The sequence below is a fragment of the Brachybacterium sp. AOP42-C2-15 genome (genome assembly GCF_052377065.1).
Lineage (GTDB): Bacteria > Actinomycetota > Actinomycetes > Actinomycetales > Dermabacteraceae > Brachybacterium.
Window position 1 is genome coordinate 1 of sequence record NZ_JBQSWK010000005.1, and the last position, 25,665, is coordinate 25,665.

Sequence of the window (25,665 nt, forward strand, 5' to 3'; positions counted from 1 at the left end):
GCTGTTAAGCCGAACTCGGTTTAACAGCGACCGCGGATCTCAGTTCAGGTCGCGAAAATTCGTGCACGCTCTGAACCGTCACCACCTCGTGGGATCGATGGGGAAAGTCGGTGCGGCCGGGGACAACGCAGCGATGGAGTCCTTCTTCGCTCTGCTGCAGAAGAACGTCCTGAACCGACGTCGATGGCGAACCCGGGAAGAGCTGCGGATCGCAATCGTCACCTGGATCGAGAGGACGTACCACCGTCGCCGTCGACAGGCCCGTCTGGGCCGGTTGACCCCCATCGAGTACGAGGCCATCATGAACCCGACCGTCAGCCTGGCGGCCTAACCTCAGCTGACACCTGATCGCGCATCAGTCCCGACTCATCGCATGCGAGGGTGTAGCTGGTTTCTGAAGCCTCCTGATTCGAGGAGACTGCGAGCGATGTAGTTCGTGAGATTCCGGAAGCCGAGGGCTGAACCGCAGAGGTGTTCGAGTCGGCCGTTGATCGCCTCGGTGGGGCCGTTGCTGGTGCCGGGGCGATCGAAGAACGCCAGGATGTCGTCCGCGCGCTTGGTCAGCGTCCGGCCGAGCTTTCCCAACTCCACGAGGGCGTCCGGGGCCGCCGCCCGGAGGGCCGCGATGACCTTCTCCATCATCGCTCTGGCTCTGGTCCTGGCGGGTTCTCGATAGTCGGCGATCATCGCCTGGTAGACCTCCCAGGTCGCCTCGACCGCCGCATGCTTCTCGCTCGCGAACAGGGCGCTGAGGCGCTCGGATTGACGGTTGGTCAGAAGGCTGATCCCGGTGTGGAGGGTGCGGCGGGACTTGTAGAGGGGGTCGCCTTTGCGGCCCCGACGCTGGTGGAGCTGCTGCTGGACGCGGCGGCGGCAGTCATCCAATGAGCCCCCGGCGAGGCGGACGACGTGGAAGGGATCCATGACCGCGACCGCGCCGGGCAGGACCTCGCTCGTGGCGCTCTTGAACCCCGTGAACCCATCCATTGCCACCACCTCGATGCGGTCCTTCCACGCCTCGGGGCGAGCTTCGAGCCAGGCCTTGAACGCCGCCTTGGAGCGGCCCTCGAGCATGTCCAGCAACCGAGCCGGCCCGGTCTTGTCCCTGGTGGGGGTGAGGTCGATGATCACCGTGACGTACCTGTCGCCGCGGCGGGTGTGGCGCCAGACGTGCTCGTCGACGCCGATCACGCGGACCCCGTCGAAGCGGGCCGAGTCATCGATCAGCAGTCGTTTCCTCTCGGCCAGGACGGCGTCGTTGGCGGTGTGCCAGGCGACGCCCAGCCCAGCGGCGACCCGCGCGATCGAGAGGTGATCGATGACCAGAGTCTCCAGCGCCCAGCGGATCCCGCCCCGGGAGAGTTTCGCCCGCTCAGCTGCTGCAGTGGTGGTGTCTTCGCGCCAGTGGGTTCCGCAGTGGTCGCACCGGTAGCGGCGGATCCGCACCAGCAAAGTCGTAGGGCAGTGGCCGAACGGCTCATGCGCCAGGGACCGGGAGATGGAGCCCCGCGAAGTCGAGAGTGCTCCGCAGGCCCGGCACCACGGGTCCTCATCGACGAGCCGGCACTCCAGCATCGCCCGTTCGGGTGTGAGTCTCTGGCCGACCACGACCAGACCGAGCTCCCCGAGGCGGGCGAAGGTCGTCAGGTCGGGACTGTCGAAGGTAGCGTTGGGCATGTCGAGGTCTTCCAGACGGTGAGCGTCAGAACTTCCATCTTCGGGAGACCTCGACGTCTATCCCGGCACCGACGCGCCCACCTCACGCCCCGCAGCTACCCCCTCACCTGCGAAGAGCCAGATCTGTCCACTGCGCAGCGCCCGCGACCTCACCGTGACACGCGGAGTTCTCGTCCCGGATCGTGAGGACTCCTGTGGCGGTAGATTCGGACGGCGAGCGGCGAGCGGCGAGCGGCGGGCGCTGGGCGTGCGCGCTCCGCGGCCCGGAAAGGGCGTGGAGCGCGCGATCCCCTGATCGGGACGGGGTCCGTCACCCCCGGCTGCGGGCCCGCGCAGTCAGTGAGATGCCGATACCGAGTGCGAGCGCCGCCGCGAGCGCCCAGGGCAGGACCTCGAGGCCGGTTCGGGCGAGCGGCCCGCGGGAACCGTCGGCCGCCGGATCATCCTGCGAGCCGGTGCCGGTGCTGGTGCCGGTGCCGGAGTCGGAAGCGTCGTCATCGACGGAGTCGCCGTCACCGGGAGCTTCGCCTCCGCCGTCGGGCGCCTCGCCGTCACCAGGGGCCTGGCCATCATCGCCCCCGCCAGGCTGCTCCCCGCCCTCGTCGCCGCCACCGGGCTGCTCCCCGTCGCCAGGCTTGTCTCCGCCGCCGTCACCGGGATCCTCCCCACCGCTTCCGGCATGCGGGGCCACGAACACCGCGACGGTCTGCGCGGGCACGGTGACGGTGCCGGTGTCCGCATCCCAGGTGGCCTGCTTGACCACCTCGTCGGCGCCGCCGGACTGCACCTCGTGCAGCTGGTAGTCCAACCCGGCCATGCCCTCGACGGCCTCGGTGATCGGCTCACCGGTCGCGTTGAACACGGTGACCAGCCCGTCGAGCGCCGGATCCGCGTCCACGCCCACGGTGTCGTCGACCCGCATCACCAGCAGACCGGCGGTGGCGTCGGCGCCGGCGTTGGGGAAGCTGACCTTCTGCCGGATCAGCTCCGCGTCGCCGAGGGTGAACAGGGTCGAGGAGGAGCGCATCCGCAGCAGATCCAGGGTGACCTCGCTCGAGAGTCCGATGTCCTCCGGGGTCGGGGTCTTCGCCGGATCCTCGAGCATCGGCACCATCAGATCCCAGGCCTCGCCGTTCTTCTCCTCCGGCGGCAGGCCGTTGCCGAACCCGTTGGTCTGCTTCGTCCAGTCGATCGTGTTGAAGTGGTCGCCGGAGTTATAGCTGTCGCGGTCCAGCGACTTCGAGCGCAGCAGATCTGTGCCGCCCGCCCAGAACGAGGGGGACTGGCCCAGGGTCACCGTGGCCAGGGACAGCGTGTTCATCCGCAGCCTGGTCTCCAGGGTGGCATCCTGCGGCAGCTTCCACACGTTCATGCCGTACAGCGCCTCGTTGTCATGCGCGTCGACGTAGTTGACCGTCTCCTCGGGACGAGTGGCGTACCCGGCGGGAGCGCCGTTGTAGTCCAGCTGATCACCGCGCACCACCTCCCCGGTCGAGCTCAGCAGCTCGTAGTCGGCGAGGTTGCCGGCCATCCCGATCCGGATCAGGTCGGTGCGGTGGCGCAGGTCGGTCAGCTGCTCCTCCTCGCCCACCTCCGCGAACCCGTTCGGCATCGTGGACAGGCCGTTGCCGAAGCCCTGCACGGTGCGCTTGTCGGTATCGAAGGGGCTGCCTCCGTGAACGGCATCCCGCAGCCGGTCGTTGAAGGTGCCGATCGAGGTGCCGCCCAGCTGTCCCTGGGTGGCCTGCGTGAAGCGGGCGTTGCCGGCGATCTCGCCGAAGTCCCAGCCCTCGCCATAGAGGTAGATGCTCTTCCCGTCCACCCCGTCGGCCTCGAGCGTCAGCTCGTCCAACGCTTCGCGCACGGCGAGCATGTTGTCGGCGCTGTGATGGCCCATCAGGTCGAAGCGGAATCCGTCCACGTGGTACTCGCGGGCCCAGAGCACGGTGGAGTCGACCATGAGCTTCTGCGCCATGTCGTGCTCGGTGGCGATGTTCGAGCAGCAGGTGGAGTTCTCCACCCCGCCGTCGAGATTCAACCGCTGGTAGTAGCCGGGAACGATCCGGTCCAGCACCGAGGTGTCGGCCTGACCGTGCGCGGCGGTGTGGTTGTAGACCTGATCGAGCACCACCTGCAGGCCCATCCCGTGCAGCTCGCCCACCATGGAGCGGAACTCTGCGGTGCGCTCACCACCGATCTGGTGACCTGTGGTCGCATAGGAGCCCTCGGGGCTCATGTAGTGCAGCGGGTCGTAGCCCCAGTTGTAGGGGTCCTGGTCCGCGACAGCGGTCACCGCCGCCTGCTGCTCGGTCGAGGAGGGTCCGGCGTCGGCCGGAAGATCCGGCTGGACCTGCGCGGCGCGGTCCTCCTCGATGGTGGCGATATCGAAGGTGGGCAGCAGATGCACGGTGGTCACGCCCGCCTCGGCGAGCTCACCGAGCCGTGCCGACCCTGCCGAATCCGGGTGCCCGAAGGCGGCATAGCTGCCCCGGACCTCCTCGGGCAGAGCCTCGTCACCGGCGGAGAAGTCCCGCAGGTGCAGCTCGTAGATGGTCTGATCGGCGAACTGCGCGACCGCCGGGGCGGAGGTGTCGGTCCAGACCTCCGGCGCCCAGCGTGGATCTGCGAGATCCAGCAGCACCGAGTGCTGCGAGTTCAGGGTCAGGCCCACGGAGTACGGGTCGGTGACGGTGTTGGTGACCACCTCGCCGAGGGAGGGGACGAAGACGTCCACGGCGAAGGTGTAGGCCTGATCGGTCCAGTCGGCCTCGCCGGTCGCGGCCCACACGCCGCCGGCTCCGCGCTCCATCGCGATCTCGGTTGCGGCGACGGCACGAGCGGCCGACGGATCAGCGGCCGACGGATCACCCGCCGCCTCCGCCGGGCCGTGCAGCTGCAGCGTCACGTTCTGGGCGGTCGGTGCCCACAGCGACAGGGTGGGCACTCCATCGCTCCAGCTCACGCCGAGTTCCTGCTCGGCGGCATCTCCCGCGTAGAGATCATCGAGCACTCCGGGGATCTGCAGCCCGGTGAGGACTTCGATCCCGTCCGGGCCGTACTGGGCCAGTGCCAGCTCACCGCGCAGCGCCTCCTCGAGCACTGCCCGGTCCAGCGCCGGCAGCTCGAGCGCGAGGAAGTCCTTCAGGTGCCCGCGCCCGGCGAGCTCGGCCTCTTCCAGACCGCCGTCCCGCAGGGTCAGCTCGCCGAGGCTCTCGCCCCCGGTGACCTCGCCGTCTGCGACGGTGAGCCCGCCGGTCGGCGCCGTGAACAGCTCCCAGCGGGTGTCCTCGCCGGCGGTGACCAGGTTCGTGGGCCAGGCGATGGTGCCGGCGTCCACGAAGTGGCCGAGCTGCTTGCCGGAGCCGGCGGTCAGCGGATCGGCGGCCTCGATGGTCAGCTGATGGGTGGCCAGATCGTAGGTGAAGGTCACGATCTCTCCGTCCTGGGTGGAGAAGGTGTAATTGCCGCCGCCCGGCTCACCGCCCACGCCGTAGCTCTCATCCCAGGATCCTCCGTGAGCGGCCTTCACCTCGTAGGACCCGCCGGGGACCTCGTCGGTGGTGAACGTGTGCACGCCGTCGCCGTCGACATCCTGCATCCAGGTGCGCATGCATCCGGGCATCCAGTCCTCGGGGCAGCCGAGCGCGGCGTTGAAGGAGCCGGGCAGGGTGATGAACGGACCCTGGGCGCTGTTCTGCACGACGTGCGTGGCCGGGTCGTACCAGAAGGTCAGCGGCCCACCCTCATGGGTATAGGTGATGTCCTCGCCGCCGGGCACGCCGCCCGCGCCGTAGTTCTCGTCCCAGCTCCCGCCGACAGCGACCTTGAAGGCGAAGTCGCCGGCCGGGATGTCGAAGGTGCCGGTGTACTTCCCGGAATCGGCATCCAGGGCGAGCTGGGCGGCGGTGCAGTCCGGCTGCCAGTCGCCCGGGCAGCCCATCGCGGCATTATGCGAGCCGGGCAGCGTCACGGACAGCTCGTCGATCGCGCCCGGGCCCTCCTCGGAACCGGCGGCGGAGAGGTCCGCGCCGACGACGGCCGTGGTCGAGTCCGCGACCCGGTCCCCGGCCGCGTCGGTGGAGACCGCGCGGTACTCGAGCAGGGTGCCCACGGGCAGCGAGCTCACGTCGTGGAACACACGCGGGGTGTCGTCCTCCGCGGTGCCGAGCGCGGTCCAGGTCGCTTCGCCGGCGAGGCGCCAGCTGAAGGAGGTCTCGGCCCAGCGGTCGGCGGTGACGTCGGCGCTGATCGGTGCCTGACCCTCGACCTTCGCGCCGTCGGCGAGATCGAGCGTGATCGCCTGCGCGTCACCGGCGGCGACGACGGGCGCATCGGCGACCAGCACCACGGCGCCGAGTGCGGGCACCGTGATCTCGACGGTGCCGTCCGCCGCGGCGGTCACCGGGGCGTGGTCGCCGTACAGCGAGGTAAAGCTCGCGCCCGGGGTGAGGGTGGTGAGGGTGACGGTGCGCGCCTCGGGGGAGTTGTTCAGCGCGACCAGGTGCTCGAGCTGCTCCTCGCGGTCCACGCGGGAGAAGGCGTAGATGCCGGCGCCCTCCTCCGCGTGCAGCTCGATCTGTGCGCCGGTGGCGAGCGCCGGGGTGGAGTTGCGCAGCGTGGCGAGCTCGCTGATCAGCGGGTACAGCTGGGCGTCGGTCGAGAAGTGCTCGCCGTCGCCGTAGGGGCTGCCGTCGATCAGGGTGTCGTCGAGATAGGAGGGGACCTGGCTGGCGAACATCGACTGGCGGGCGTCCTTGTCGTTGCCGTCGCCCGCGAAGCCCTGCTCGTCGCCGTAGTAGATCACCGGCTGGCCACGGGTCAGCAGCATCGTCTCGTGTGCGAAGGCGGTCCGCTCGCCGAGCCGGTCGGAGCCGGCCAGCAGGTAGCCGATGCGGCCCATGTCGTGGTTGCCCACGAAGGTGGGCAGGTCCGCGGCGGAGGAGTCTGCCGTCGTGTAGTGGTCATCCGCGGCGAACAGGCCGGCCATGCCCTGCGCGGTGAACCCCTTCGCCCAGTTCGTCGCGGTGGACTGGTAGGCGAAGTCGAGCACCGAGTCCATCTCGGTCTCGCGCACATAGGGGGAGAGCTTGGTGGCGTCGGCGTCGTACACCTCGCCGAAGGTGAAGAACTGCTCCCCGGCCGGGGCCGCGCCCTGGTGATCGACGAGGGTCGAGGTGAAGGCCTGCCAGAACTGGAAGTCGACGTGCTTGGCGGTGTCGATGCGGAAGCCGTCGATCCCGAAGTCCATCCAGGTGGTGTAGATGTCCTCCATCGTGGCCAGCACCCGCGGATCCTCGGTCATCAGGTCATCCAGGCCGTCGAAATCACCGAAGGTCACCGACTCGCCCTCCCACGTCGAGTTGCCGCGGTTGTGGTACATCGTCACGTCATTCAGCGCCTCGGGGACCATCACCTGGTTCTCCGCCGAACGCACCGGGGTGTAGGGGAACGAGCTCGCCGGATCCATGGCCGGGAACTCCGCGGACTGCGCCAGCGCGGTGACGTCCACCGGATTTCCGGCCGCGTCGAGGTACGGGCTGGTCGCCTGGTCGACGTAGCCGTACTCGCCCTCCTCGTAGTCGATGAGGTCGGCGGTGTGGTTGGTGATGATGTCGAAGTAGACCTTGATGCCGCGCGCGTGGGCATCGTCGATCAGCGCTTTGAGCTCCTCGTTCGTGCCCAGGTGCGGGTCGATGGTGGTGAAGTCGGTGACCCAGTAGCCGTGATAGCCGGCGCTCGCATCCTCGCCCTCGCCCTGGACCGGGTTGTTGGTGAAGGACGGGGTCAGCCAGATCGCGCTCATCCCCAGGCCCTCGATGTAGTCCAGCTGCGAGTGGAGCCCGGCGATGTCGCCGCCCTGGTAGAAGCCCTTGTCGGTAGGGTCGAAGCCGTGATCCAGGCGCTCGCCGTCGATGCCACCGGTGTCGTTGGCGGGGTCGCCGTTCTCGAAGCGGTCGGTGAGCACGAAGTAGAAGGTCTCGCCGCCGCCGGGGTGGCGGTAGGGGGCGTGCGCGAGCTCGGCATCCTGCTCGGTGTACTCCCCGCCCTGCTCCGCGAGCGCGACGGAGAGCCGGGACGTCTCTTCGTCGAAGCGGAAGGTCACGCGGGTGGGCGCGGCGACGGCCAGCGGGATGTTGTCCTCTCCGCCGTCCAGCCCGTAGGCCGTATCCCAGCTGCCGCCGATCGCCGCCTTGACCTCGTACTGCCCGGCGGGGACCTCGAAGGTCGACTCCCACTGCCCGGCCACAGCGGTGGGGGCGAGCGCGCTCGCCTCGCACGTCGGGTCCCAGTCCGCCTCGCAGCCCAGCTCGTCCTGCAGGGAGCCGGCGAGCACCGGCTGATCGGGGCCGAGGGCGAACACCAGCGGCGCGGTGCCGAGGATCGTGGCCGTCGCCATCAGCAGCGAGGTGACCGCCGCGAGCAGGCGGGAGCGGGTGGCAATGCGGGTGGGATGGGCAGACCGCGGGACCGACATGCGGGGACTCCTCTGTCCGAGCAAGGGCGCCGGCCGGGGCCGACGGGGGAGGGCGCGCAGGAGCCGACGGGAGACGACGATCCTGCAAGAACTGCAAGGCGAAACCCGCGACCGAGCGGTGTTTGCCGTCTCCACCGTAGGGGGTGCAGGTCACCTGCTCAAGGGTGAGAGTAGAACCTGCAAGATCTTTCAGGATTCTGGGCTCTGTTCACCCGCGTTTCAGAGGCTCAACACCTCGGGTGCCCCGGCGATGGTGGCGATCGTCGTGACCGCGGCGTAGCCGGTCAGCACCGTGCACAGCAGCCATTCGCGCGCGCTGCCGGCGTTGCCCAGCAGCGGCAGGGCGATGTCGCCGCTGCGCTGCCAGAAGGGCGAGGCCAGTCGCTTCGGCGGTTTCACCGTTAGCGGCCAGGTGGGGAAGGGGATCCCGTCGGTGGTGAGCAGGTCGCCGACGAGATGGGCCAGCGCCCCCACCGCCACGGCGGCCGGCAGCCAGATCGACGTGTCCGGCGCGATGACCCCGACCAGCAGCCCGGAACCGGCGCCCACGACCCACGGCAGCAGTCTTCCCTTGACCGCCTTCAGCGCCCGGGTGCCGAAGGCGCACATCACGGCGACCAGGAGCGCGGCGCCAGCCTGCACCTCGCCCAGCACGGGTACCTGGACCTGCCAGTCGAGCCCGTTCACGAGCGCCGCCAGCGTGGTGAAGGCGGCGACGGCGAGGAGGGTGTGGGTCGCCCCGCGGTGCCCGGCCAAGGAGCCGACCATCCGGGTGAGCGCCTTGGTGAGGCCGCCGCCGGAGCGGGAGATCGTGGCACTGGGATGGTCGATATCCGGCAGCAGGGCCGCGCCGGTGGAGACCACCGCCCCGGCGATCACCTGCTCAGGGGTCAGGTCCCACAGGTCCAGTCCCGCCACGTGCCCCATCATCGAGGTGGAGCCGGCCAGGGCCATCCAGGCGGCGGTGCCGCTGATCGCGTGATGTCCGCCCATCATGGGCATCGTCCTCCTCGGGAGTCGTCCTGTGCGGTCCCACCTGGGAAGTGGGCGGGGAGCCGCTGGTGGGACGCAGGACGTCACCGGGGGAGGAGGACCGCTGGGAAGACTACCGGCGGGTCATGACAGCGGACGGCGTTCGTCAGCCTCGCGGGCTGCTCTTGGAGCTGCTCCGCTGATGCAGTACCTCCGCCACATGAAAGGCGCAGACCGCGATGCCGATGCCGACGATCACTCCGATCAAGCGTCCGGTCCACGAGAATCCCTCGGACACCGACATCACCAGCATCAGAGCGAGCAGGAGCGCCACGATGAAGCCGCTCTCGGACCAGGAGCGCGGGACCACGGGATCGAAGCCGCGGGAGAGCACCACCAGGGCGAACGCGATTCCTACCGCGCCGCCCACGAAGCTGACGACCAGGGTGAACGTCGCCGAATAGGGGAGCAAGGTGCGGACCAGGATCACCCCGATCGCGATCACGAACAGGCTGCGATACGGCTCGGGCACACGCACCGGATGTCGCCATTCCACAATGTTCATCGCGTCACGCCTCCAGCAGCAGCAGGAAAGGGGAGGCGTCGTGCGCGAGGGTGTGGCGGGCGATGACATCGGTGTCGAGCAGCGGCGTAACGGTCATGCCTCACGGTATCTCGCGAGGTCGGGGCGGGCGAGGCAGTCTCTCATGTGGCGAGGCGGAGGCCTGTACGGTCGGTGCCGTGACGAGCGCACTGACCACGTACCTGAACCGCCTCACCTTCGCCCTCTCCACGGCGACGGTGCCCGAGACCTCCGAGGAGCTCGGGGCGATCCTGCCCGATCGGGGCATCTCCGGCAGCGCCGAGGAGGTCGGGGACATCCCCGAGCTCTCGTATCTCTCCGGCGCGCGCGATGACCACCTCGGCGTGGCCGTCTGCTCGATCGACGGGGAGATCACCTCCGCCGGCACCGAGCACGCCTTCCCCATGCAGTCGATCTCCAAGGCGTTCGCGTACGGTGCGGCGATCGACCTGCACGGCATGGAGTATGTGGATTCCGTGGTCGACGAGGAGCCGACGGGGGAGGAGTTCAACGCCCTCAGCCTCGATCCGTACTCCAAGAAGCCCAAGAATCCACTGGTCAACATCGGTGCGATCCGCACTCATGCAATGCTCGGCCCCACTCAGGAGGAGCGCACGCAACGCCTGCGTGAGGTGCTGGACGCCGCCGCCGGCCACCCCCTCGAGCTGCACCGGGAGACCCGGGATGAGGAGCTGACCACCGCCGACCGCAACCTCGCCCTCGCGTACATGCTGCGCGCGGCCGGATCGATGAGCGAGGACGCCGCCGAGGTGGTGGGCGGCTACATCGAGGGCTGTGCGGTGCTCACCACCGTCACCGACCTCGCGGTGATGGCCGCGACCCTCGCCTCCGGCGGCACCAACCCGCTGACCGGGCAGAACGTGTTCTCCCGGGTCGCCGCCCGCCAGGTGCTCTCGGTGATGCTCACCTGCGGGATGTACGACAACGCGGGGGACTGGGTCGGGGACGTGGGCCTGCCCGCGAAGTCCGGGGTGGGCGGCGGGATCATCGCTGCTCTGCCCTCCCGCTTCGGCGTCGCCAGCTACGCCCCGCAGCTGGACCTGCACGGCAACTCCGTGCGCGGCACCTACTTCTTCGAACGGCTCAGCCAGGACTTCGCCCTCCACATGCTCGACGGCGTGGTGCCGCGGGATCTCGAGGAGTGCGCCCAGGAGCTGATGGAAGTGGGCACGCACCCGTGATCGCGGCACGTCAGCTCGCTCCGGGCGAGTGGCGGCTCTGGCGCGACCTGCGGCTGCGAGCCCTGGAGGATGCTCCCTGGGCCTTCGGGAGCACGCTCGCCGAGATCCGCCATCGCGACACCGAGGCCCACTGGCGCGAGGGGGTCAGCTGGCCGAGGGTCCCCTTCGTGGTGGAGGTCGACGGACAACCCGCCGCGATGGGTCGGCTCCTGTTCGGTGACGATCCCGTGTACGGGGACGTCCCGGGGGCCCGCGCCGAGCTGATCTCCGTGTGGGTCGCCCCGGAGCACCGCGGTCGCGGCGTCGGCCGTGCCCTGGTCGCCGCCGCGGTCGAGCATCTCGCCGCCCATCACCCGCAGACCCGCCTGCTCCTGGCGGTCGTCGAGACGAACCTGCCCGCCCGCCGTCTCTATGAGAGCTGCGGCTTCGGGACCGGCGGCCGAAACCCTGACGACGACACCGAGCTGTTCATGGAGCGCCGCGCCGCCCCGATGGAGCAGGAGAGTGTCGAGCTGCCCACCGAGCTGGTCGCGCGCTACCGGGCGGTGGACCGCGAGCTCGTCGGGTCCCCGACCTTCGAAACCCCGACGCACCTGGACCGTCTCGAAGCGCAGATCGCACGGGACGGCATGCGCACCCCGATCGATCTGGCCTTCCACGAGGAGTTCGCGACGATCGACGGCAATCACCGCATCGCCGTCGCCCTGCGCCTGGGACTGGAGACCGTGCCCGTCCACCTCACCCGCCGCCCCCGGCATCCGCGCCCGGACCACGGACGGGACCTGCGCCCAGGCGACCTGGCGGTGCTCGAGGCCGCCCTGCGCGAGGAAGCGCCCGTGGATCGGTAGACTCGTCCCATGAGTTCCACCTCGAGCAACGACCTGGTCCGCCGCCCCTTCGAGGGCCTGCCGAACGAACAGGACCTGGTGGCCATGCGCCAGCTGATCCCGGCCGCGACCATGGCTGCGAAGACCACCGCGGAGTACGGCTCCCTCGACGTCGAGCTCGCGACCATCTTGCCGATGGCCTGGCCCGCGGTGCGCCGCACCGACGGCTCCGTCACCGTCGGCATTCAGGCCGGCTATCCCGGCAACGATCTCTCGCGCGGAATCGGCCAGGCGATCAAGCTCGCCGCCGCGCTCGAGCCCGGCAACCCGATCACCACCGTCACCCTCGACGAGGACGCCCCGCGCCTGCAGGACATCCTCGACCTCACCGGCGACTTCGAGCTCCAGGTGCAGGACACCTTCGAGTTCTGGCTCGATCCCAGCGCCGAGCGCACCGGTGAGATCGACCAGGCCATCTCCCAGGCGAACGACTCGATCATGCAGACCCGCGCGGTCGCCGGCCTGCCCCACGCCTACTGGGTCGACGCCGGCGCGAAGGAGCACGTGCGCTGGGTGCTCGACGCCGATGAGGAGAAGGTGATCGACGCGGTCACCCGCCTCCACGCCCGTCGTGAATCCGCGATCTGCGAGGGCGCCAAGTACGTCGGCTCCTTCCGCGCCGAGGGCCTGTCGATCCCGGTGTGGGATCTCGCGAAGGGATCCGGCGTCGAGGCCGCCGAGGCCGAGGCAGAGGCGTTCCGCACCCGATTCGAGGAGGCGCTCGCCTCGACCGAGCCGCTCACCACCCTCGAGCGTCGGGCACGGGGCGGCATCGTCGCCCGTCAGGTGACGCTGCGATGAGCACCGCGGGGCCGCTGACGGCCCACCGCCCCGAGCGGGTGGCCGTCGTGATCCCCGCCAAGAACGAGGCGGAGCGGATCGAGGCGACCATCGAGTCCGCCCGCAGGATCACGGGCGTGGACCTGGTGGTGGTCGTCGACGACGGCTCCACCGACGCCACGTCCGCCGTCGCCATGGGGGCGGATGCCCTGGTGGTGCGGCACAAGACCAACCGCGGCAAGGCCGCGGCGATGGCGACCGGTGCCCAGATGGTCGCGATCCGCGAGGACGCCGAACGGGCCGACGGGGGTGCGAGCTTCTCCGAGGAGCTGCACGCCGAACCGCGTTCGCCCGGCCACACCGGCCCGCTGCCGGTGATCGACGCCGCCGAGACCGTGCCGCGCGCCCTGCTGTTCCTCGACGCGGATATGGGCGGCTCCGCCGAGGCCGCGCAGCCGCTGGTCGATGCGGTGCTCGACGAGGGCGTGGACATGGCCATCGCCCTGCTGCCCCCGCAGGAGGGCGCCGCCGGGATGGGCATCGTGGTGCGGACCGCGCGCCGCGGCATCCACCGCGCCACCGGTTGGGAGCCGAACCAGCCGCTGTCCGGCACTCGCTGCATCACCCGGGAGACCTGGGAGGCCTGCCTCCCGCTCGCTTCCGGCTGGGGCGTGGAGACCTCGCTGACGATCGATGCGCTCAGCAGCGGGTTCTGGGTCAAGGAGATCCCGGCCGAGCTCCATCACCGCGCCACCGGCAAGGATCTTCGCGGCCAGCTGCATCGTGCCGCGCAGCTGCGCGATGTGGTGCGGGCGCTCGCCCGCAAGCGCCACCTGGCCCCCGACCTCGAGGAGGAAGGGCAGGCCGAGTCGCCGGAGGATCCGGAGCCGCTGGAGGTCGCACCGCTGCCGCCACTCCCGTCGGCACCGACGGACCATGACGAGGAGAAGACCTGGACCGTCGTCCCGGAGCCTGCCACCGAGTCCGAGCGTGCAGAGCATGCCGAGGCCCGTCGGCTGACCCTCGCGGACCTGCCCGTCACCGGGGAGTTCTCCGACGACGAGACCCGAGCCCTCGGCGACGTGGACGCCGCGGAGCTCGACGCCCTGCTGCGTGACCTGCCGGTGGACGGCGACTTCGCCCCCGATGACGTCGTCTACCTCGCGGAGACCGACCTCGAGACGCTCGCGACCCGGCTCCGGGGTGCGCCCGTCGAGGGCCGCTTCACCCCGGAGCATGCGGTGATCATCGCCTCGCACCTCGAGGTCGGAGAGCCCACGATCCCGGAGTCCCTGCCCACACCGCTCAGCCCCGACGAGTACACCTCGCTCGTGGTGCACGCCGCGGTGGACGCGGAGAACCTTTAGCCAGCGTTCTGGTTCTGGTCTCAGTCCCGTTCCTGACCCAGGTCCTGAGGCGCCGGCAGCACCGCGGGCAGGTAGCACAGCCAGATGCCGAACATGGCTGCGACCAGCACCGGCCCGGTGTCGTTGACCGCGTAGCCGACCCAGGTGCCCACCACGAGCGCGACCCGCACCCAGTACGAGGCGGGGTGCTCGGCATCCAGCGCCACGAGCCGCCGCCAGCGCAGTCGGCCCGGGATCAGCAGCGCGATCGACGCCACCACCGCGAGCACCATCACGACCGCCAGCGACGGGTATCCGGTGGTCATCGCGACGTTCTGGGCGAGCTTTCGGACCACCACCGAGATCACCTCGCCGCTGAGGAGCTCGTCGATGAAGCGTCCCAGGTGGGTGCGGTCCTCGGCGGGTCGCAGCCAGTCCAGGAACGAGACCCCCAGCACCGCGACCGCGCCGCCCGCCCCGAGGGCGAGCAGATGCCACAGCCGCGGCCGGATCCCGGAGACCAGCAGCGCCAGCAGCCCGAAGGCGGGAATCGTGGCCAGCATCGACCCGAAGTCCGCGCCCATCGACGGGGCCACGCAGACGATCGCGACCAGAGCGCCGACGGCCACCGTCCACACCACCCGTGCACGCGGGGTGCGCACCACCGCGAACAGGCACAGCAGCGCCATCAGCGCCGCCGCGAGCACCATCCCGAACAGATGGTTCGACAGCCCGTAGAAGCGCCCGCCGGAGATCGGCTGCGCCCCCAGCGGTGAGCCCAGCTGGAACCGCGACCCGGTGGCCGATTCGCCGAGGATCAGCAGGGCGACCAGCGCCGCGGAGATCCCGACGGGGCCCAGGCGATGGTGGCGCCAGGGACCGGCCAGCACCAGCGCCGACAGCAGCGCGCAGCCCGCCCACACCACGCCCGTCAGGGCCAGCGTCGGATGCTCCGCGCGCCACCACGGCACCAGGGAGGCGAACATCCCCACCGGCAGTGCGAGCGGCGCGATCGCCGCGAGCGCCCGGCCGACGGCGGCGAGACGCGGCCGACGTGCCAGCGGCGGGACCAGCAGGATCACGATCCCGATCACGCCGAGCGCGAACCAGGAGCCGAGCGCGGGCACGGTCGCCGCATCGACCTGCGCCGCGGCCTCGGAGCGATCCAGGGCCAGCTGCTGCGGGTCGTCGTGCGCGGTGCCGCGGAACGGCTGACCGGGGATCAGCCCGTCGGCGGTGGCGTCATAGGAGGTGAGGATCGTGGCGAGCACATCGGTGAGCACCACCACGCCGGTCTGCTTGGTGGCCCCGCTGGTGAGGGCCTGGCCGGAGAAGGCGGTGTCGAGGGCGACCTGCAGGCCCGCCGTGCGCGAGGCGACCGGCCCGGGGTGCTCGGCCGACGCCGGATGCTCGGGATCGGTGGCCGCGACGGAGACCAGCAGGGTGCGGGGGAGGTCCGCGCTCTGGCAGCCGCCGAGCTCGTCGAGCGTCGCCCCGACGACAGCATCGAGGGAGACCAGGGCCTGGGCACGGGCCGGGCCGTCGGCCTGGGGCAGCGAGGGGACCGTGACCTGGACCAGGTCGCCCGCGGCGAGAGCATCGGCGATCTGGGTGTACCCGGACTCGCGCTCCGGCTTTCTGTCGCCGCGTTCCTCCCCGACGGTGATCTCCATCGTCGATGGACCCGAGAGGTCGAAGGTGCTGACTGGGACTCCGAGCTGCTCCCACTGATCCTGCGCCGGCGTCGGGATGCCGCTGGTGCGCGGCGCCTCCTCCGCCAGGCCCCGGTATCCGGAGTGCAGCGTCTCCATGCCCTGCCGCTTCGTGGAGACGACCGAGGTCGAGGTGGTGTTCATGGCACCCGCGCCGGAGCGCTCGGCGAGGCACTGAAGATTCGGTGTGGCCTGCGGATCGATGTCCTCCCAGCCGAGCCCCGCGGTGGCGATCACCAGCCGCACGGGATCGTCGGGATCGTCGGCGGAAGCAGTAGGCGCGCCGGCGAGGACCAAGGCGCCGAGCAGCAGTGCGAGCAGCACGGCGAGCGGCGTTCGACGCACGGGGGCGGGCAGTTCCTGGGGCACGTCCCGATGCTACGGGGAAGGCCTGCGCCGCGCGGCCGGCCGTTGCAGACCCTCCACCTATCTCTCACGCTCTATCGTGGTCGCCATGCCTTCTCCACAGCCTCCGTACGAGCAGGTTCGCCGCGAGATCCTCGAGCAGGTCCGCACCGGCGAGCTGACGCCGGGTGACCGCCTGCCGGCGATCCGCACCTACGCCGCCGATCTCGGCCTCGCCCCCGGCACGGTGGCCCGCGCCTACAAGCTGCTCGAGGAGTCGCAGATCCTCCTCACCCGTCGCGGGGCGGGAACGACGATCGCCCCCGGTGCGGCGATGGAAGCCCGCAAACTTGCGACCACGGCCCAGCGCGAGCCCGGCGGTCCGGTCGACGCAGGCCTGGTCTCGCTGTTCGCCGGACCGATCGCCGCCGCCCGGGCCCGTGGCGCCCGCGATGTGGAGATCCTCGCCTCGGTACGTGCGGCACTCGCGGGCGAGAGCGGCGAGAACGGCGGGAGCGGCGGGAGCGGCGGGGGCGCGGCGTGAGGCGTGGCCTCGACCCGGTCGAGGTGCGCATCGCAACCCACCGTGCCGACGCCGCCGCGGCATTCCGGGATCGCGTGCTCGAGGTGTGGACGACGGCTTTCGGACCGGTCGACGATGCGGAGGACTGGCGCAGCCGCTTCTGGGAGCAGCACCGCTCGCGCGACGGCTTCCGCTTGGTCACTGCCTCCATGGGGGAGGAGCTCCACGGCTTCGGCTGGGGGTACACGGGCGAGCGCGGGCAATGGTGGGCCGACCGGGTGGCGGATGCACTGGCGGCCGACGGTCTGGGGGCTGGTGGACTGGCGACCGACGGACTGGCGGCCGACGGAACGGAGTGGGTGGGCGGCCACTTCGAGTTCGTCGAGCTCGCAGTCCGGCCGACGCATCAGGGACACGGCTTGGGCGGTCGTCTCCACGATGCTCTGATGGAGGGCCTCCCGCACGCGCGGTCGCTGCTGCAGACCGACGCCGACCCGCAGGGGAGCGGTCATCGCCTCTACCGTGCCCGGGGATGGAGCGTGCTCGGGGAACTGGCTCCCGGCAAGGTCGTGATGGGAAAGCGCCTGGGGGCGTGATCCGCCTCGAGAGGCTCGAGCCTCGCCACGGGCCCGAGATCCTCGCCGGGCAGGACGCGGCGCTCGCCGCAGAGATCGTGGGGGAGCGCTGGACGGAGAGCTCCCTCGAGTCCTTCCTGGAACGCTGCGCGCGCTGGCGGGAGGACGGACCGGTCCAGGAGCTCGCAGCGGTCGGCGCGGCCTCGGGCCGGCTGCTCGGCGGAGGTGGGCTGAACCGGCTCGCTCCCGAGCTCTCCCGCGGCCAGGTGGCCGTCACCTACTGGGTGCTCGAATCCGAGCGGGGCCGCGGTGTCGGAACGCAGATCGCCTCGGCCCTGATCAGCCGGGCGCGCCGCGACTCCCGCCTGCGACAGGCGGTGCTGCTGATCGCCGACGGCAACCCTGCCTCGCGCGCGGTGGCCCACCGGCTCGGTGCGCACCCGGAGGAGGACCTCCTGCGACACCCGGCCGACGGCACCCGGCATGTCCGGCGCTGGATTCTCGATCTGGATGCGGGGGCGGGGCAGGCGTAGGCGGAAGTGCAGACACCGGGGTCGGGGCACGCGTAGGGGCCAGGGCGGGAACCGGACGAAGCCCCTCCGGATCCGGAGGTATGCAGTCGCGTCCGATATGCGCAGGCGTCCCGTGCTCGCCGTCGCGACGAGTTCGTTGTCAAGGCCCTCCCGGAAATGGGGATTATCGGTGGCTAGAAATGTGGATAAGGACGTCCGTTCCTCCCCACTCCGAGTTTTCCACAAGTTTATCCCCAAGTAGTGCCGACCCTTGTCTACGTCAACTCTTCGGGGGTAAAATAAGGGGCCAGAGAGAAGCAGTCTTAGAGAATGCTGATGTCCGAGGTCTCGAATGCGTCATGCGACGTTACTGTGGGCATCGGTGCCCAGTATGAATGTTCGCCATGGCGGTATGCCCCGGCGATGACTCGACGAGGAGGTGGAGATCGTGACGATGGAAGTGCCGCACCCCTCCCTGCGTCCTGCCGGGTCTCAGTCCGCGCCCCAGCCGGCAGTCCAGCCCGAGTTCCAGTTCCAGTCCCAGTCCCAGTCCGCGCCCCAGCCCCAGTCCCGTGCCGGTCGATCCGGCGACGATGGGCCCCCTGTGGTCCGCGTACGCGCACGTTCGACGCTCACGGAGGATTCCCTGGCCGTGCGGGGGCGTCTCAAGCCCGGTAGCGCTGACGCGGCCGCCATTACCCGGATGATGGAGGAGGAGCGCGAGGAGTCGCGGCGTCACGCGCGGCACCTTCTCGAGCTCGCTCCGTTCTGGATCGACTACGAGAACCCGGACCTCACGGATGACCGTGAGGAGCGGAGTCTCGCGATCGCCATCGCCCTGCGCACCACCACTGCGCTCGCGGCCTTTCGGATTCGCGACGCGCGTATCGCGCTTCACGAGATGCCGCGAACATTCGAACGCCTCGCCGGAGGTGACATGCCGAAAGATTGGCATCAGAGAATGCTGAAGGCCGTCAGGGATCTCACCCCCTTTCAGCGCTCTCAAGCTGATGAACATATCTCCGCCTGGGACCTCGCCTCCATTCCCGCTGATCGGTTCCAGGATGAGCTGCGCCAACTGGTCTCCTGGTTCGAACGTGAGGAGCCACGGCACTGCCCAGAGCACTCCCGCGATGTCACCGTCGAGTCCAGCGGGCGTGATGACGGCATCGCCTGCCTCCGCGTGACCGGCCCGATCCCCGAAATCCTCGCCCTCTCCCGCCGGATCGACGCCTCGGCGAAGGCAGTCCAGGCCGCGCAGCGCCATGCGCTCGAGCAGGGCGCCCCAATCCCCTTCGACCTCGATGGGGACGTCGCCCGCGACGGCGGCGCCATGACCCTTGCGGCCCTGCGCTACGCGATCATCCACCGCACCCTGCTCGATACCGCCGGCGTCGAGGTGCCCGCGCCCCGGCACCGCATCAACATCGTCATCCCCGTCCTCACCCTGATGGGCCTGGATGACACCCCCGCCACCTATGGCGGCATGACCCCGCTGCCCGCCGCGATGGCCCGGAAGCTCGCCGAGTCCGAGCCGGTATGGCACAAGGTCTTCACAGAGCCGATCGCCGGAGGCTTCCTCCCGCTCCCTGCCCAGCGCTACCGCCCCACCCCCGAGATGGTCGAGCACCTTCGACTGACCACACCCCGCTGCGCTGTGCCCGGATGCACGAAGAGCACCACCGACGATGCGGAGAACGACCACATCGAAGAGTTCGACCACGCACACCCCGAACGGGGAGGCCCCACCAGCATCGACAACCTCCACCGACTGCACTGGGGGCATCACGACCTCAAGACTGCGAGACGTGTCGATCCCGTCCGAGAACCCGACGGCGACACCACTTGGACGGTCGGTTCGCCACCCCTGGTCACCACGAGGGTTTCACCACGCCCTGACCTGGCTACGCCCCGCCTCGCGACCGCCATGATGGAGTCGTGGGAGCACTTCCAGTGGCTCTGCATGATGGAAGAGATGGACCGCAATGGCGAGAACGCACGGATCCACCAGGAATGGGGGCCCGTCGACCCCGTCATTGAAGGCGAGTACGACGATGAGGACGCCGCACGGCGCGCACGCTGGGACACCGATCCACCCTTCTGACGACCCACCCTCCTGATTGGTCGCACCCACCGTGGCACCATGTCCCGATGCCCCGCGCGATCAGCCTCGTCCGACCGGACACCACCCGTTACTCCGCCTACATCGACTGCGTCACCGACTTCGCCGGCACCTCGATGGACGGGTCAGGCATCCGTGATCCCCAGCGTCCTCCCATCGCCCCGGGCGACGTCACCGAATTCGTCACCGCCCGCATCGAGGAGGAGGACCCGGCCACCGAGCTTCCCGACGGCTGGGTGCATTGCACCAGCCGCTGGATCCTCGACCCCGAGACGGACGAGATGCTCGGGTTCATCGCCATCCGGCACCGCCTCACCCCGTACCTGCTCGAACAGGGCGGCCACATCGGCTACTCGGTGCGCCCCGCGGCCAGGCGGCAGGGGATCGCCTCTGCCGCCCTCGAACTCGCACTGGTCCATGCGCAGGAGCTGGGCATGGACCCGGTGCTGGTCACCTGTGACGACGACAACCACGGCTCCCGTCGGACCATCGAGAAGGCAGGCGGTCAGCTCGAGGACATCCGCGACGGTAAACGCCGCTACTGGTTCAGCGACGGACCGCGACCCCGGGCCTGAACATCCCCGGGCCTGAACGCGCCCGAGCCCGCCGTGGTGCGCCGAGTACGATTTCACCATGCGGTACGGATTCCTTGGTCCAGAGACGACCTTCACCCATCAGGCACTCCTGCAGGCACTCGCGGAGACGCCCGAAGAGTTCGCCGCAGCCGAGCCGGAGCTGGTGCCCTTCTCGGCCGTCGCCACCGCGACCACCGATCTGCTCGCCGGTGACATCGATGCGCTGATGGCGCCGATCGAGAACTCGGTCGAAGGCGGCGTCTCCGGCACCCTGGACGTGCTCGCCGCCACTGACTCGGTCGTCATCGTCGCCGAGCAGACCGTGCAGATCACCTTCGTGCTCGCCGCGCGAGAGGCCACGCCCCTCGACCAGCTGACCACCGTCTCCTCCCACCCGCATGCCCAGGCACAGGTCCAGGGGTGGCTGCGGAAGAACGTGCCCGGCACGAACATCGCGGCCGCCTCATCGACCGCAGCCGCCGCCCGAGATCTCGCCGCGGTCAGCGCGGAGGAGGCCCGCGGCCGCGCCGCCGTCTGCTCCCCGCTCGCAGCGAAGCACTTCGGCCTGGAGATCCTCGCCGAAGGCATCGAGGACTACGACGGTGCTGTCACCCGCTTCGTGCTGGTCACCCGCGAAGGCCGGATCCCCGCCCGCACCGGCGCCGACAAGACCACGCTCGTCGTCCAACTGCCCCACAACCGCTCCGGCGCCCTGCTCGAGGCCCTCGAGATCCTCAGCTCCAACGGCGTGAACATGTCCCGGATCGAATCCCGCCCCGTCGGAGACTTCCTGGGCCGGTACTCCTTCTCCCTCGACATCGAGGGCCACATCGAGGACCGCCGCGTCGCCGCCGCCCTGCGCTCGCTCCATCGGCTCTGCCCGGTGGTGCACTATCTCGGCTCCTACCCGCGGATCGATGGACAGCGGGCGGAGATCCGCGAGGACTTCGCCGACCATGCCTACGACGACGCGCGCGACTGGATCGAGCGGCTGTCGGGAATGATCACCCCGACGGATCCCGCCACAGCGATCTGAGAACGAGCAGGGGATCTGAGCACGCACAGAATCTGAGACGCACAGGAACTGAGAGTGCACAGGATCTGAGGACAGAGGAGAGCAGAAATGGCAGCGAAGACCAGCAGCCCCGTCGACGGCACCGCCGAGGTCCGCGCGATCGATGATCGGCTCCTCATCCCATTGCCCGAAGCGGCCAGCGCTGCGCTGCCCTCCCGCGGTCAGGTCGCCGTCGAGGCCACGTTGAACGGTCATCAGCTGGACATGGTGGTCGAGCCCGACGGTCGCAAGGGGCACTGGCTGCGCGTCGACGATGCGCTGGCAAAGGCGCTCGACCTCAGCGAGGGCAACGTCGTCGACTTCACCCTCGTGCCCACGAAGGTCTGGCCCGAGCCGGAGGTCCCAGAGGATCTCGGTGCCGCGCTCGACGCGGCCGACGACCTCGAGGAGACCTGGGCATCCATCACCCCGATGGCGCGTTGGGAATGGGTGCGCTGGGTCGGGTCGACCCGCAACGCCGACACCCGTGCGCGCCGTGTGGAGGTCTCGATCGACAAGCTGCGGGACGGGAAGCGTCGCCCCTGCTGCTTCAACCTCGCCTCCTGCACCGACCCGGAACTCGCCCGCAGCGGTGTGCTGAAGGACTGAACGGCGCGCCCCCCGGTGTGCACCCCGACCCGCTCTCCCCGACCTGCACCCCGCACCCGCGCCTCAGACCCGCGCTTTCACCTGAGGGGTAGGGTGAGGAGTGACGAGGATGGACTCGACAGCGGGGCGTCATCGTCGTCCGTGCCGGCAGCCCCGCGGAGGGCTTGCCATGAGCACAGAGGCTCATCTTGAGCAGAACACGATCCCTTTCGACCCTGCCACGCGTGACCTCGGTGTCGCGGTCGGGTTCGATGGCTCCCCGAACTCCGAGGTCGCACTGGCCTACGCCGCCGGCATCGCCGCCCGCCGCGGGAGCAAGCTCAGCGTCATCACCACCTATCGAGCACCGCTCCCGGTGTACGCCAACTACGCCTCCCTCGGCGCGGAGCCCGAGGACGAGGCCCGCAAGCTGATCGCCGGGTACGTGCTGGAGGTGGCGGCGTCCCGACTCGCCGAGCATCCCGGCGAGGTCTCCTACCTGACGATCGAGGGAGACTCCGTCGGCGCGCTCGCGGAAGCCTCGGCACGGGCGCACCTGATGGTCGTCGGTGCCCGTGGCCGGGGAGGTTTCCTCGGCCTGGTGCTGGGCTCGGTCTCCACCGCCCTTCCCGCTCATGCGCAGTGCCCCACAGTGGTGGTCCCCGCGGTGGCTGAGCGCTTCACCGGGCCGGTGGTCGTCGGCGTCGACGGATCGCCCCACAGTCGCCGGGCCGCGCTGCATGCCGCGCGGGAGGCGGCCGATCGCGGAACGTCGCTGGTGCTGCTGACCGCACAGCAGAGACCCGACAGCGGCGAGTACTGGTTCCCGCTGCGCCCGCGCGACGCCCAGGAGCTCGTGGACCGTCGTCGCGCCGACCTCGAGGCGGATCTGGCGGCAGAGGTCGCCTGGGTCACGGAGCACGTGCCCGGCATCGAGATCTCCGGCGAGGTCCAGGAGGGAGCGGCCGCTGCGATCCTCCATGACGCCGAAGCCGTCGCGCAGCTGATCGTCGTCGGTTCCCATGGCCGGGGTGCCCTGAGAAGTGCGCTGCTCGGCTCGGTGTCGCGCGCGATCCTCCACGGGGCCGAGCGGCCGGTCATGGTGGTGCCGCCGCTGCAGGACGACCGGGTCGAGCGGGCTTAGCTGTTGCCCCGCGGGCCTAGCTGTTGCCCTGCGCCGCGCCCTTCCCCTCCGGCACGCGCAGCCGCAGCACCCCGGGATCGACGGTCGCGATCAGGTGGGTGGCGTCGACATCGGTGTCGCCGTCCAGCTGCACCGGCTGCGGCTTGGTGGTGGTCACTCGGATCCCGGTGGTCAGGTAGCGCTCCATCGTGGCGAGCTTGGGACCGTACTTCGGGACCAGTTTCGGGTTCATGACCTGGGCGGCGACCTGGCTGAATCCTGCCGCTCCCCGCCAGCCCGCGACCACCACTTCGAGGCGGCCGTTGTCGATCGTGGCGTCGGGCATCAGCACGAAGCCGCCCGGCAGCTTGCCCACGTTGCCCAGCAGCACGGTGCGGGCCTTGTGGGCGTGGCGGGTGTCATCCGGCAGCTGCACCACCACATCCACCGAGCGGCCCAGCACGGTGCGGATCCCGCCGAAGATGTACGCGATCCAGCCGATCCGCTTCTTCATCTCCGGATCGGTGTAGCCGATCATCTCCGCGTCGGCGCCGAAGCCGGCGATCACCAGGAAGATCTGGCGCTCGGCGGAGCGGGCCGCGGCGGCGGAGTCACCGGCACGGAGCCAGCCGACGTCCACCTGGTGGTCCTCACCGGTCAGCGCGGTGATCATCGCCGCGGACGGGTCCTCCAGCGGGATCTCGACATTGCGGGCCAGCAGATTCCCGGTGCCGGCCGGGATGATGCCCATCCGGGTGTCGGTGCCGGCCAGCACCGAGGCGACCAGACGCACCGTGCCGTCGCCGCCGGCGGCCATCACGAGATCCGCGCCGTCCGCGACAGCCTGCTCCGTCTGGCCCTTGCCGGGATCGTCGATGGTGGTCTCGTAGAAGACCGTCTCAGCGCCCTCGATCCGGTCCACCACCTCGGTGATCTTCCGGCGGAAGGTGTCGGTCTCCTCGAACTTCGAGGGATTCAGCACCACGGCGACCTTGCGGAGCCGGCCGTCGTCGGCGGGGGAGTCGGCGTCATCGTCCGAGGCACCCTCCGTCGAGTCCCCCGCGCCGTCGGTGCCGGGCGCCCTGCGCGTGCTCGACCGGCGGTCCGCGGCGGCGCGCAGCTCGCTCAGCTCTCGGCGGTGCCGGCCCAGTCGGCGCAGCACCATCACCAGCAGGGCGATCGTGATCACGGTGGTGAGCACTGAGGCGATGCTCAGCAGCAGCAGCAGGGTGAGGTCCATTCCGTCAGCGTACTGGCAGGCGTGCGCGCGGGTACCCTGGTGCAATGATCGATCTGCGGCAAATGCGCGAGAACCCTGAAGCCGTCCGAGACGCCCAGCGGGCGCGTCGGCGAGACCCTGCCATCGTGGATGCCGTGCTCGAGGCCGATTCCCGCTGGCGCGAGACCACCGCCGCCTTCGAATCTGCGCGCGCCGAGCAGAAGGCCTTCGGCAAGCAGGTCGCCCAGGCCAAGGGCGATCAGAAGCAGGCGCTGCTGGCCGAGGTCAAGCAGCTCGCGGCCGACGTCAAGCGGCTCGAGGGCGAGGCGAACGAGGCCCTGAGCACCCGCGACGCCGCGCTGCGCGAGATCCCGAACCTGGCCGAGGGCGCCCCCGAGGGGCTCGAGGCCGACTTCGTGGTGCGTGAGCACGTCGGTGAGGTTCCGAGCTTCGACCACCCGGTCAAGGACCATCTGGAGATCGCTGAGGGGCTCAAGGCGATCGATATGGCGCGCGGGGCGAAGGTCTCCGGCGCACGCTTCTACTTCCTGCGCGGCGTCGGCGCCCAGCTCGAGCTCGCGATCCTGAACTCCGCGATCTCCCTGGCGACCGATGCGGGCTTCACTCCGATGATCACGCCCACCCTGGTGCTGCCCGAGTCGATGGAGGGCACCGGCTTCCTCGGCGAGCACGCCGATGAGGTCTACCACCTCGACAAGGGTGATGATCTCTATCTCGTGGGCACCAGCGAGGTCGCGCTCGCCGGCTATCACAAGGACGAGGTCATCGACCTCTCCGACGGCCCGCTGCGCTACGCGGGCTGGAGCGCCTGCTACCGCCGCGAGGCCGGCAGCTACGGCAAGGACACCCGCGGCATCATCCGCGTGCATCAGTTCCACAAGGTCGAGATGTTCTCCTACTGCCGCATCGAGGACTCCTACGAGGAGCACGAGCGGCTGCTCGGCTGGGAGCGGGACATGATGGCGCGCATCGACGTGCCCTACCGGATCATCGACACCGCCGCCGGCGACCTCGGCACCTCCGCCGCCCGCAAGTACGACTGCGAGGCGTGGATGCCGAGCCAGAACACCTACCGCGAGCTCACCTCCACCTCGAACACCACCCAGTTCCAGGCACGGCGGCTGAACATCCGAGAGCGCACCGAGAACGGGTTGCGGCCGGTCGCGACCCTGAACGGCACCCTGGGCACCACCCGCTTCATCGCCGCGATCCTCGAGAACCACCAGCAGGCCGACGGATCGGTGGTCGTCCCGGAGGGGCTGCGGCCCTTCCTCGGCGGGCGCGAGGTCTTCGAGGTCGTGGGGGGCGCTGCCTGAGATGCCGACCCCCCGACCCCTGCGCCGCCTGCGCAGCATGCTCAGTGCTCGTCGTCAC

20 protein-coding genes are annotated in these 25,665 nt (G+C 70.0%); 14 read left to right on the forward strand and 6 right to left on the reverse strand.

The window, feature by feature from the left end; all coding sequences use genetic code 11:
- On the forward strand, positions 1–331 hold a 331-nt coding region (locus tag ACT3SQ_RS03890; protein ID WP_444600839.1), incomplete at its 5' end, for an IS3 family transposase.
- A 35-nt stretch (positions 332–366) separates the two neighbouring features.
- On the opposite strand, the gene ACT3SQ_RS03895 is transcribed toward ACT3SQ_RS03890, so the two are convergent.
- From ACT3SQ_RS03895 to ACT3SQ_RS03910, 4 genes are all read right to left on the reverse strand, one after another.
- Positions 367–1,677 carry an ISL3 family transposase gene (locus ACT3SQ_RS03895; protein WP_444501808.1) on the reverse strand — a complete coding sequence of 437 codons (1,311 nt, stop codon included), beginning with the start codon at positions 1,675–1,677 and terminating at the stop codon, positions 367–369.
- A 310-nt stretch (positions 1,678–1,987) separates the two neighbouring features.
- Complete coding sequence (gene pulA / locus ACT3SQ_RS03900) at positions 1,988–8,152, reverse strand: pullulanase-type alpha-1,6-glucosidase (RefSeq protein ID WP_444501807.1); 6,165 nt, start codon at positions 8,150–8,152, stop codon at positions 1,988–1,990.
- 219 nt (positions 8,153–8,371) lie between these two features.
- A complete protein-coding gene (locus tag ACT3SQ_RS03905; RefSeq protein ID WP_441446087.1) occupies positions 8,372–9,154 on the reverse strand; it encodes a metal-dependent hydrolase in 783 nt (260 codons plus the stop codon).
- A gap of 136 nt (positions 9,155–9,290) precedes the next feature.
- Complete coding sequence (locus ACT3SQ_RS03910) at positions 9,291–9,689, reverse strand: hypothetical protein (RefSeq protein WP_262425657.1); 399 nt, start codon at positions 9,687–9,689, stop codon at positions 9,291–9,293.
- Between the two features lie 176 nt (positions 9,690–9,865).
- On the opposite strand from ACT3SQ_RS03910, the gene glsA reads away from it, so the two are divergent.
- Genes glsA through ACT3SQ_RS03930 form a run of 4 tightly spaced genes read left to right on the forward strand, consistent with a single transcriptional unit; the run spans position 9,866 to position 13,943 of the window.
- The gene (glsA, locus tag ACT3SQ_RS03915; protein ID WP_441446088.1) at positions 9,866–10,909 is read left to right on the forward strand and encodes a glutaminase A; all 1,044 of its coding nucleotides are present in this window, start codon (positions 9,866–9,868) and stop codon (positions 10,907–10,909) included.
- Positions 10,906–11,757, forward strand: a complete 852-nt coding sequence (locus tag ACT3SQ_RS03920) for a GNAT family N-acetyltransferase (RefSeq protein ID WP_441446089.1) — start codon at positions 10,906–10,908, stop codon at positions 11,755–11,757. The genes glsA and ACT3SQ_RS03920 overlap by 4 nt, the downstream gene beginning before the upstream one ends.
- A gap of 9 nt (positions 11,758–11,766) precedes the next feature.
- The gene (locus tag ACT3SQ_RS03925) at positions 11,767–12,597 is read left to right on the forward strand and encodes a DUF5926 family protein (protein WP_444600840.1); all 831 of its coding nucleotides are present in this window, start codon (positions 11,767–11,769) and stop codon (positions 12,595–12,597) included.
- Positions 12,594–13,943, forward strand: a complete 1,350-nt coding sequence (locus ACT3SQ_RS03930) for a glycosyltransferase family 2 protein (protein ID WP_442331837.1) — start codon at positions 12,594–12,596, stop codon at positions 13,941–13,943. Before ACT3SQ_RS03925 ends, ACT3SQ_RS03930 begins: the two co-directional genes overlap by 4 nt.
- A gap of 20 nt (positions 13,944–13,963) precedes the next feature.
- Here ACT3SQ_RS03930 and ACT3SQ_RS03935 read toward each other — a convergent pair whose 3' ends face one another.
- The gene (locus ACT3SQ_RS03935) at positions 13,964–16,003 is read right to left on the reverse strand and encodes a hypothetical protein (protein ID WP_441446092.1); all 2,040 of its coding nucleotides are present in this window, start codon (positions 16,001–16,003) and stop codon (positions 13,964–13,966) included.
- An 85-nt stretch (positions 16,004–16,088) separates the two neighbouring features.
- On the opposite strand from ACT3SQ_RS03935, the gene ACT3SQ_RS03940 reads away from it, so the two are divergent.
- The 8 genes from ACT3SQ_RS03940 (at position 16,089) to ACT3SQ_RS03975 (ending at position 23,072) form a co-directional block, all read left to right on the forward strand.
- A complete protein-coding gene (locus ACT3SQ_RS03940; protein WP_442331835.1) occupies positions 16,089–16,523 on the forward strand; it encodes a GntR family transcriptional regulator in 435 nt (144 codons plus the stop codon).
- Positions 16,524–16,546: 23 nt separating this feature from the next.
- A complete protein-coding gene (locus tag ACT3SQ_RS03945; protein WP_441446094.1) occupies positions 16,547–17,098 on the forward strand; it encodes a GNAT family N-acetyltransferase in 552 nt (183 codons plus the stop codon).
- Complete coding sequence (locus ACT3SQ_RS03950) at positions 17,095–17,610, forward strand: GNAT family N-acetyltransferase (RefSeq protein ID WP_442331834.1); 516 nt, start codon at positions 17,095–17,097, stop codon at positions 17,608–17,610. The genes ACT3SQ_RS03945 and ACT3SQ_RS03950 overlap by 4 nt, the downstream gene beginning before the upstream one ends.
- A 682-nt stretch (positions 17,611–18,292) precedes the next feature.
- Positions 18,293–19,693, forward strand: coding sequence for a DUF222 domain-containing protein (locus tag ACT3SQ_RS03955; RefSeq protein ID WP_442331833.1), 1,401 nt, complete (start codon positions 18,293–18,295; stop codon positions 19,691–19,693).
- A gap of 47 nt (positions 19,694–19,740) precedes the next feature.
- Positions 19,741–20,286 carry a GNAT family N-acetyltransferase gene (locus tag ACT3SQ_RS03960; RefSeq protein ID WP_441443919.1) on the forward strand — a complete coding sequence of 182 codons (546 nt, stop codon included), beginning with the start codon at positions 19,741–19,743 and terminating at the stop codon, positions 20,284–20,286.
- Positions 20,287–20,344: 58 nt separating this feature from the next.
- Positions 20,345–21,322, forward strand: coding sequence for a prephenate dehydratase (pheA, locus tag ACT3SQ_RS03965; RefSeq protein ID WP_444600841.1), 978 nt, complete (start codon positions 20,345–20,347; stop codon positions 21,320–21,322).
- A gap of 87 nt (positions 21,323–21,409) precedes the next feature.
- The gene (locus ACT3SQ_RS03970; protein ID WP_444600842.1) at positions 21,410–21,949 is read left to right on the forward strand and encodes a YdeI/OmpD-associated family protein; all 540 of its coding nucleotides are present in this window, start codon (positions 21,410–21,412) and stop codon (positions 21,947–21,949) included.
- A gap of 169 nt (positions 21,950–22,118) precedes the next feature.
- On the forward strand, positions 22,119–23,072 hold the full coding sequence (locus ACT3SQ_RS03975; RefSeq protein WP_345078692.1) for a universal stress protein: 954 nt from the start codon (positions 22,119–22,121) through the stop codon (positions 23,070–23,072).
- A 16-nt stretch (positions 23,073–23,088) separates the two neighbouring features.
- Here ACT3SQ_RS03975 and ACT3SQ_RS03980 read toward each other — a convergent pair whose 3' ends face one another.
- On the reverse strand, positions 23,089–24,291 hold the full coding sequence (locus ACT3SQ_RS03980) for a diacylglycerol/lipid kinase family protein (RefSeq protein WP_444600843.1): 1,203 nt from the start codon (positions 24,289–24,291) through the stop codon (positions 23,089–23,091).
- A gap of 44 nt (positions 24,292–24,335) precedes the next feature.
- Here ACT3SQ_RS03980 and serS point away from each other — a divergent pair, with 44 nt between their 5' ends.
- Positions 24,336–25,607 carry a serine--tRNA ligase gene (gene serS / locus ACT3SQ_RS03985; RefSeq protein ID WP_444600844.1) on the forward strand — a complete coding sequence of 424 codons (1,272 nt, stop codon included), beginning with the start codon at positions 24,336–24,338 and terminating at the stop codon, positions 25,605–25,607.
- The last annotated feature ends 58 nt before the right edge of the window (positions 25,608–25,665 follow it).

Coding starts and splice junctions, on each gene's coding strand:
- ACT3SQ_RS03895 (WP_444501808.1), bottom strand. CDS start 1,677: ATGCCCAACGCTACCTTCGACAGTCCCGACCTGACGACCTTCGCCCGC.
- pulA (WP_444501807.1), bottom strand. CDS start 8,152: ATGTCGGTCCCGCGGTCTGCCCATCCCACCCGCATTGCCACCCGCTCC.
- ACT3SQ_RS03905 (WP_441446087.1), bottom strand. CDS start 9,154: ATGCCCATGATGGGCGGACATCACGCGATCAGCGGCACCGCCGCCTGG.
- ACT3SQ_RS03910 (WP_262425657.1), bottom strand. CDS start 9,689: ATGAACATTGTGGAATGGCGACATCCGGTGCGTGTGCCCGAGCCGTAT.
- ACT3SQ_RS03925 (WP_444600840.1), top strand. CDS start 11,767: ATGAGTTCCACCTCGAGCAACGACCTGGTCCGCCGCCCCTTCGAGGGC.
- ACT3SQ_RS03930 (WP_442331837.1), top strand. CDS start 12,594: ATGAGCACCGCGGGGCCGCTGACGGCCCACCGCCCCGAGCGGGTGGCC.
- ACT3SQ_RS03940 (WP_442331835.1), top strand. CDS start 16,089: ATGCCTTCTCCACAGCCTCCGTACGAGCAGGTTCGCCGCGAGATCCTC.
- ACT3SQ_RS03955 (WP_442331833.1), top strand. CDS start 18,293: ATGATGGAGGAGGAGCGCGAGGAGTCGCGGCGTCACGCGCGGCACCTT.
- ACT3SQ_RS03960 (WP_441443919.1), top strand. CDS start 19,741: ATGCCCCGCGCGATCAGCCTCGTCCGACCGGACACCACCCGTTACTCC.
- pheA (WP_444600841.1), top strand. CDS start 20,345: ATGCGGTACGGATTCCTTGGTCCAGAGACGACCTTCACCCATCAGGCA.
- ACT3SQ_RS03970 (WP_444600842.1), top strand. CDS start 21,410: ATGGCAGCGAAGACCAGCAGCCCCGTCGACGGCACCGCCGAGGTCCGC.
- ACT3SQ_RS03975 (WP_345078692.1), top strand. CDS start 22,119: ATGAGCACAGAGGCTCATCTTGAGCAGAACACGATCCCTTTCGACCCT.
- ACT3SQ_RS03980 (WP_444600843.1), bottom strand. CDS start 24,291: ATGGACCTCACCCTGCTGCTGCTGCTGAGCATCGCCTCAGTGCTCACC.
- serS (WP_444600844.1), top strand. CDS start 24,336: ATGATCGATCTGCGGCAAATGCGCGAGAACCCTGAAGCCGTCCGAGAC.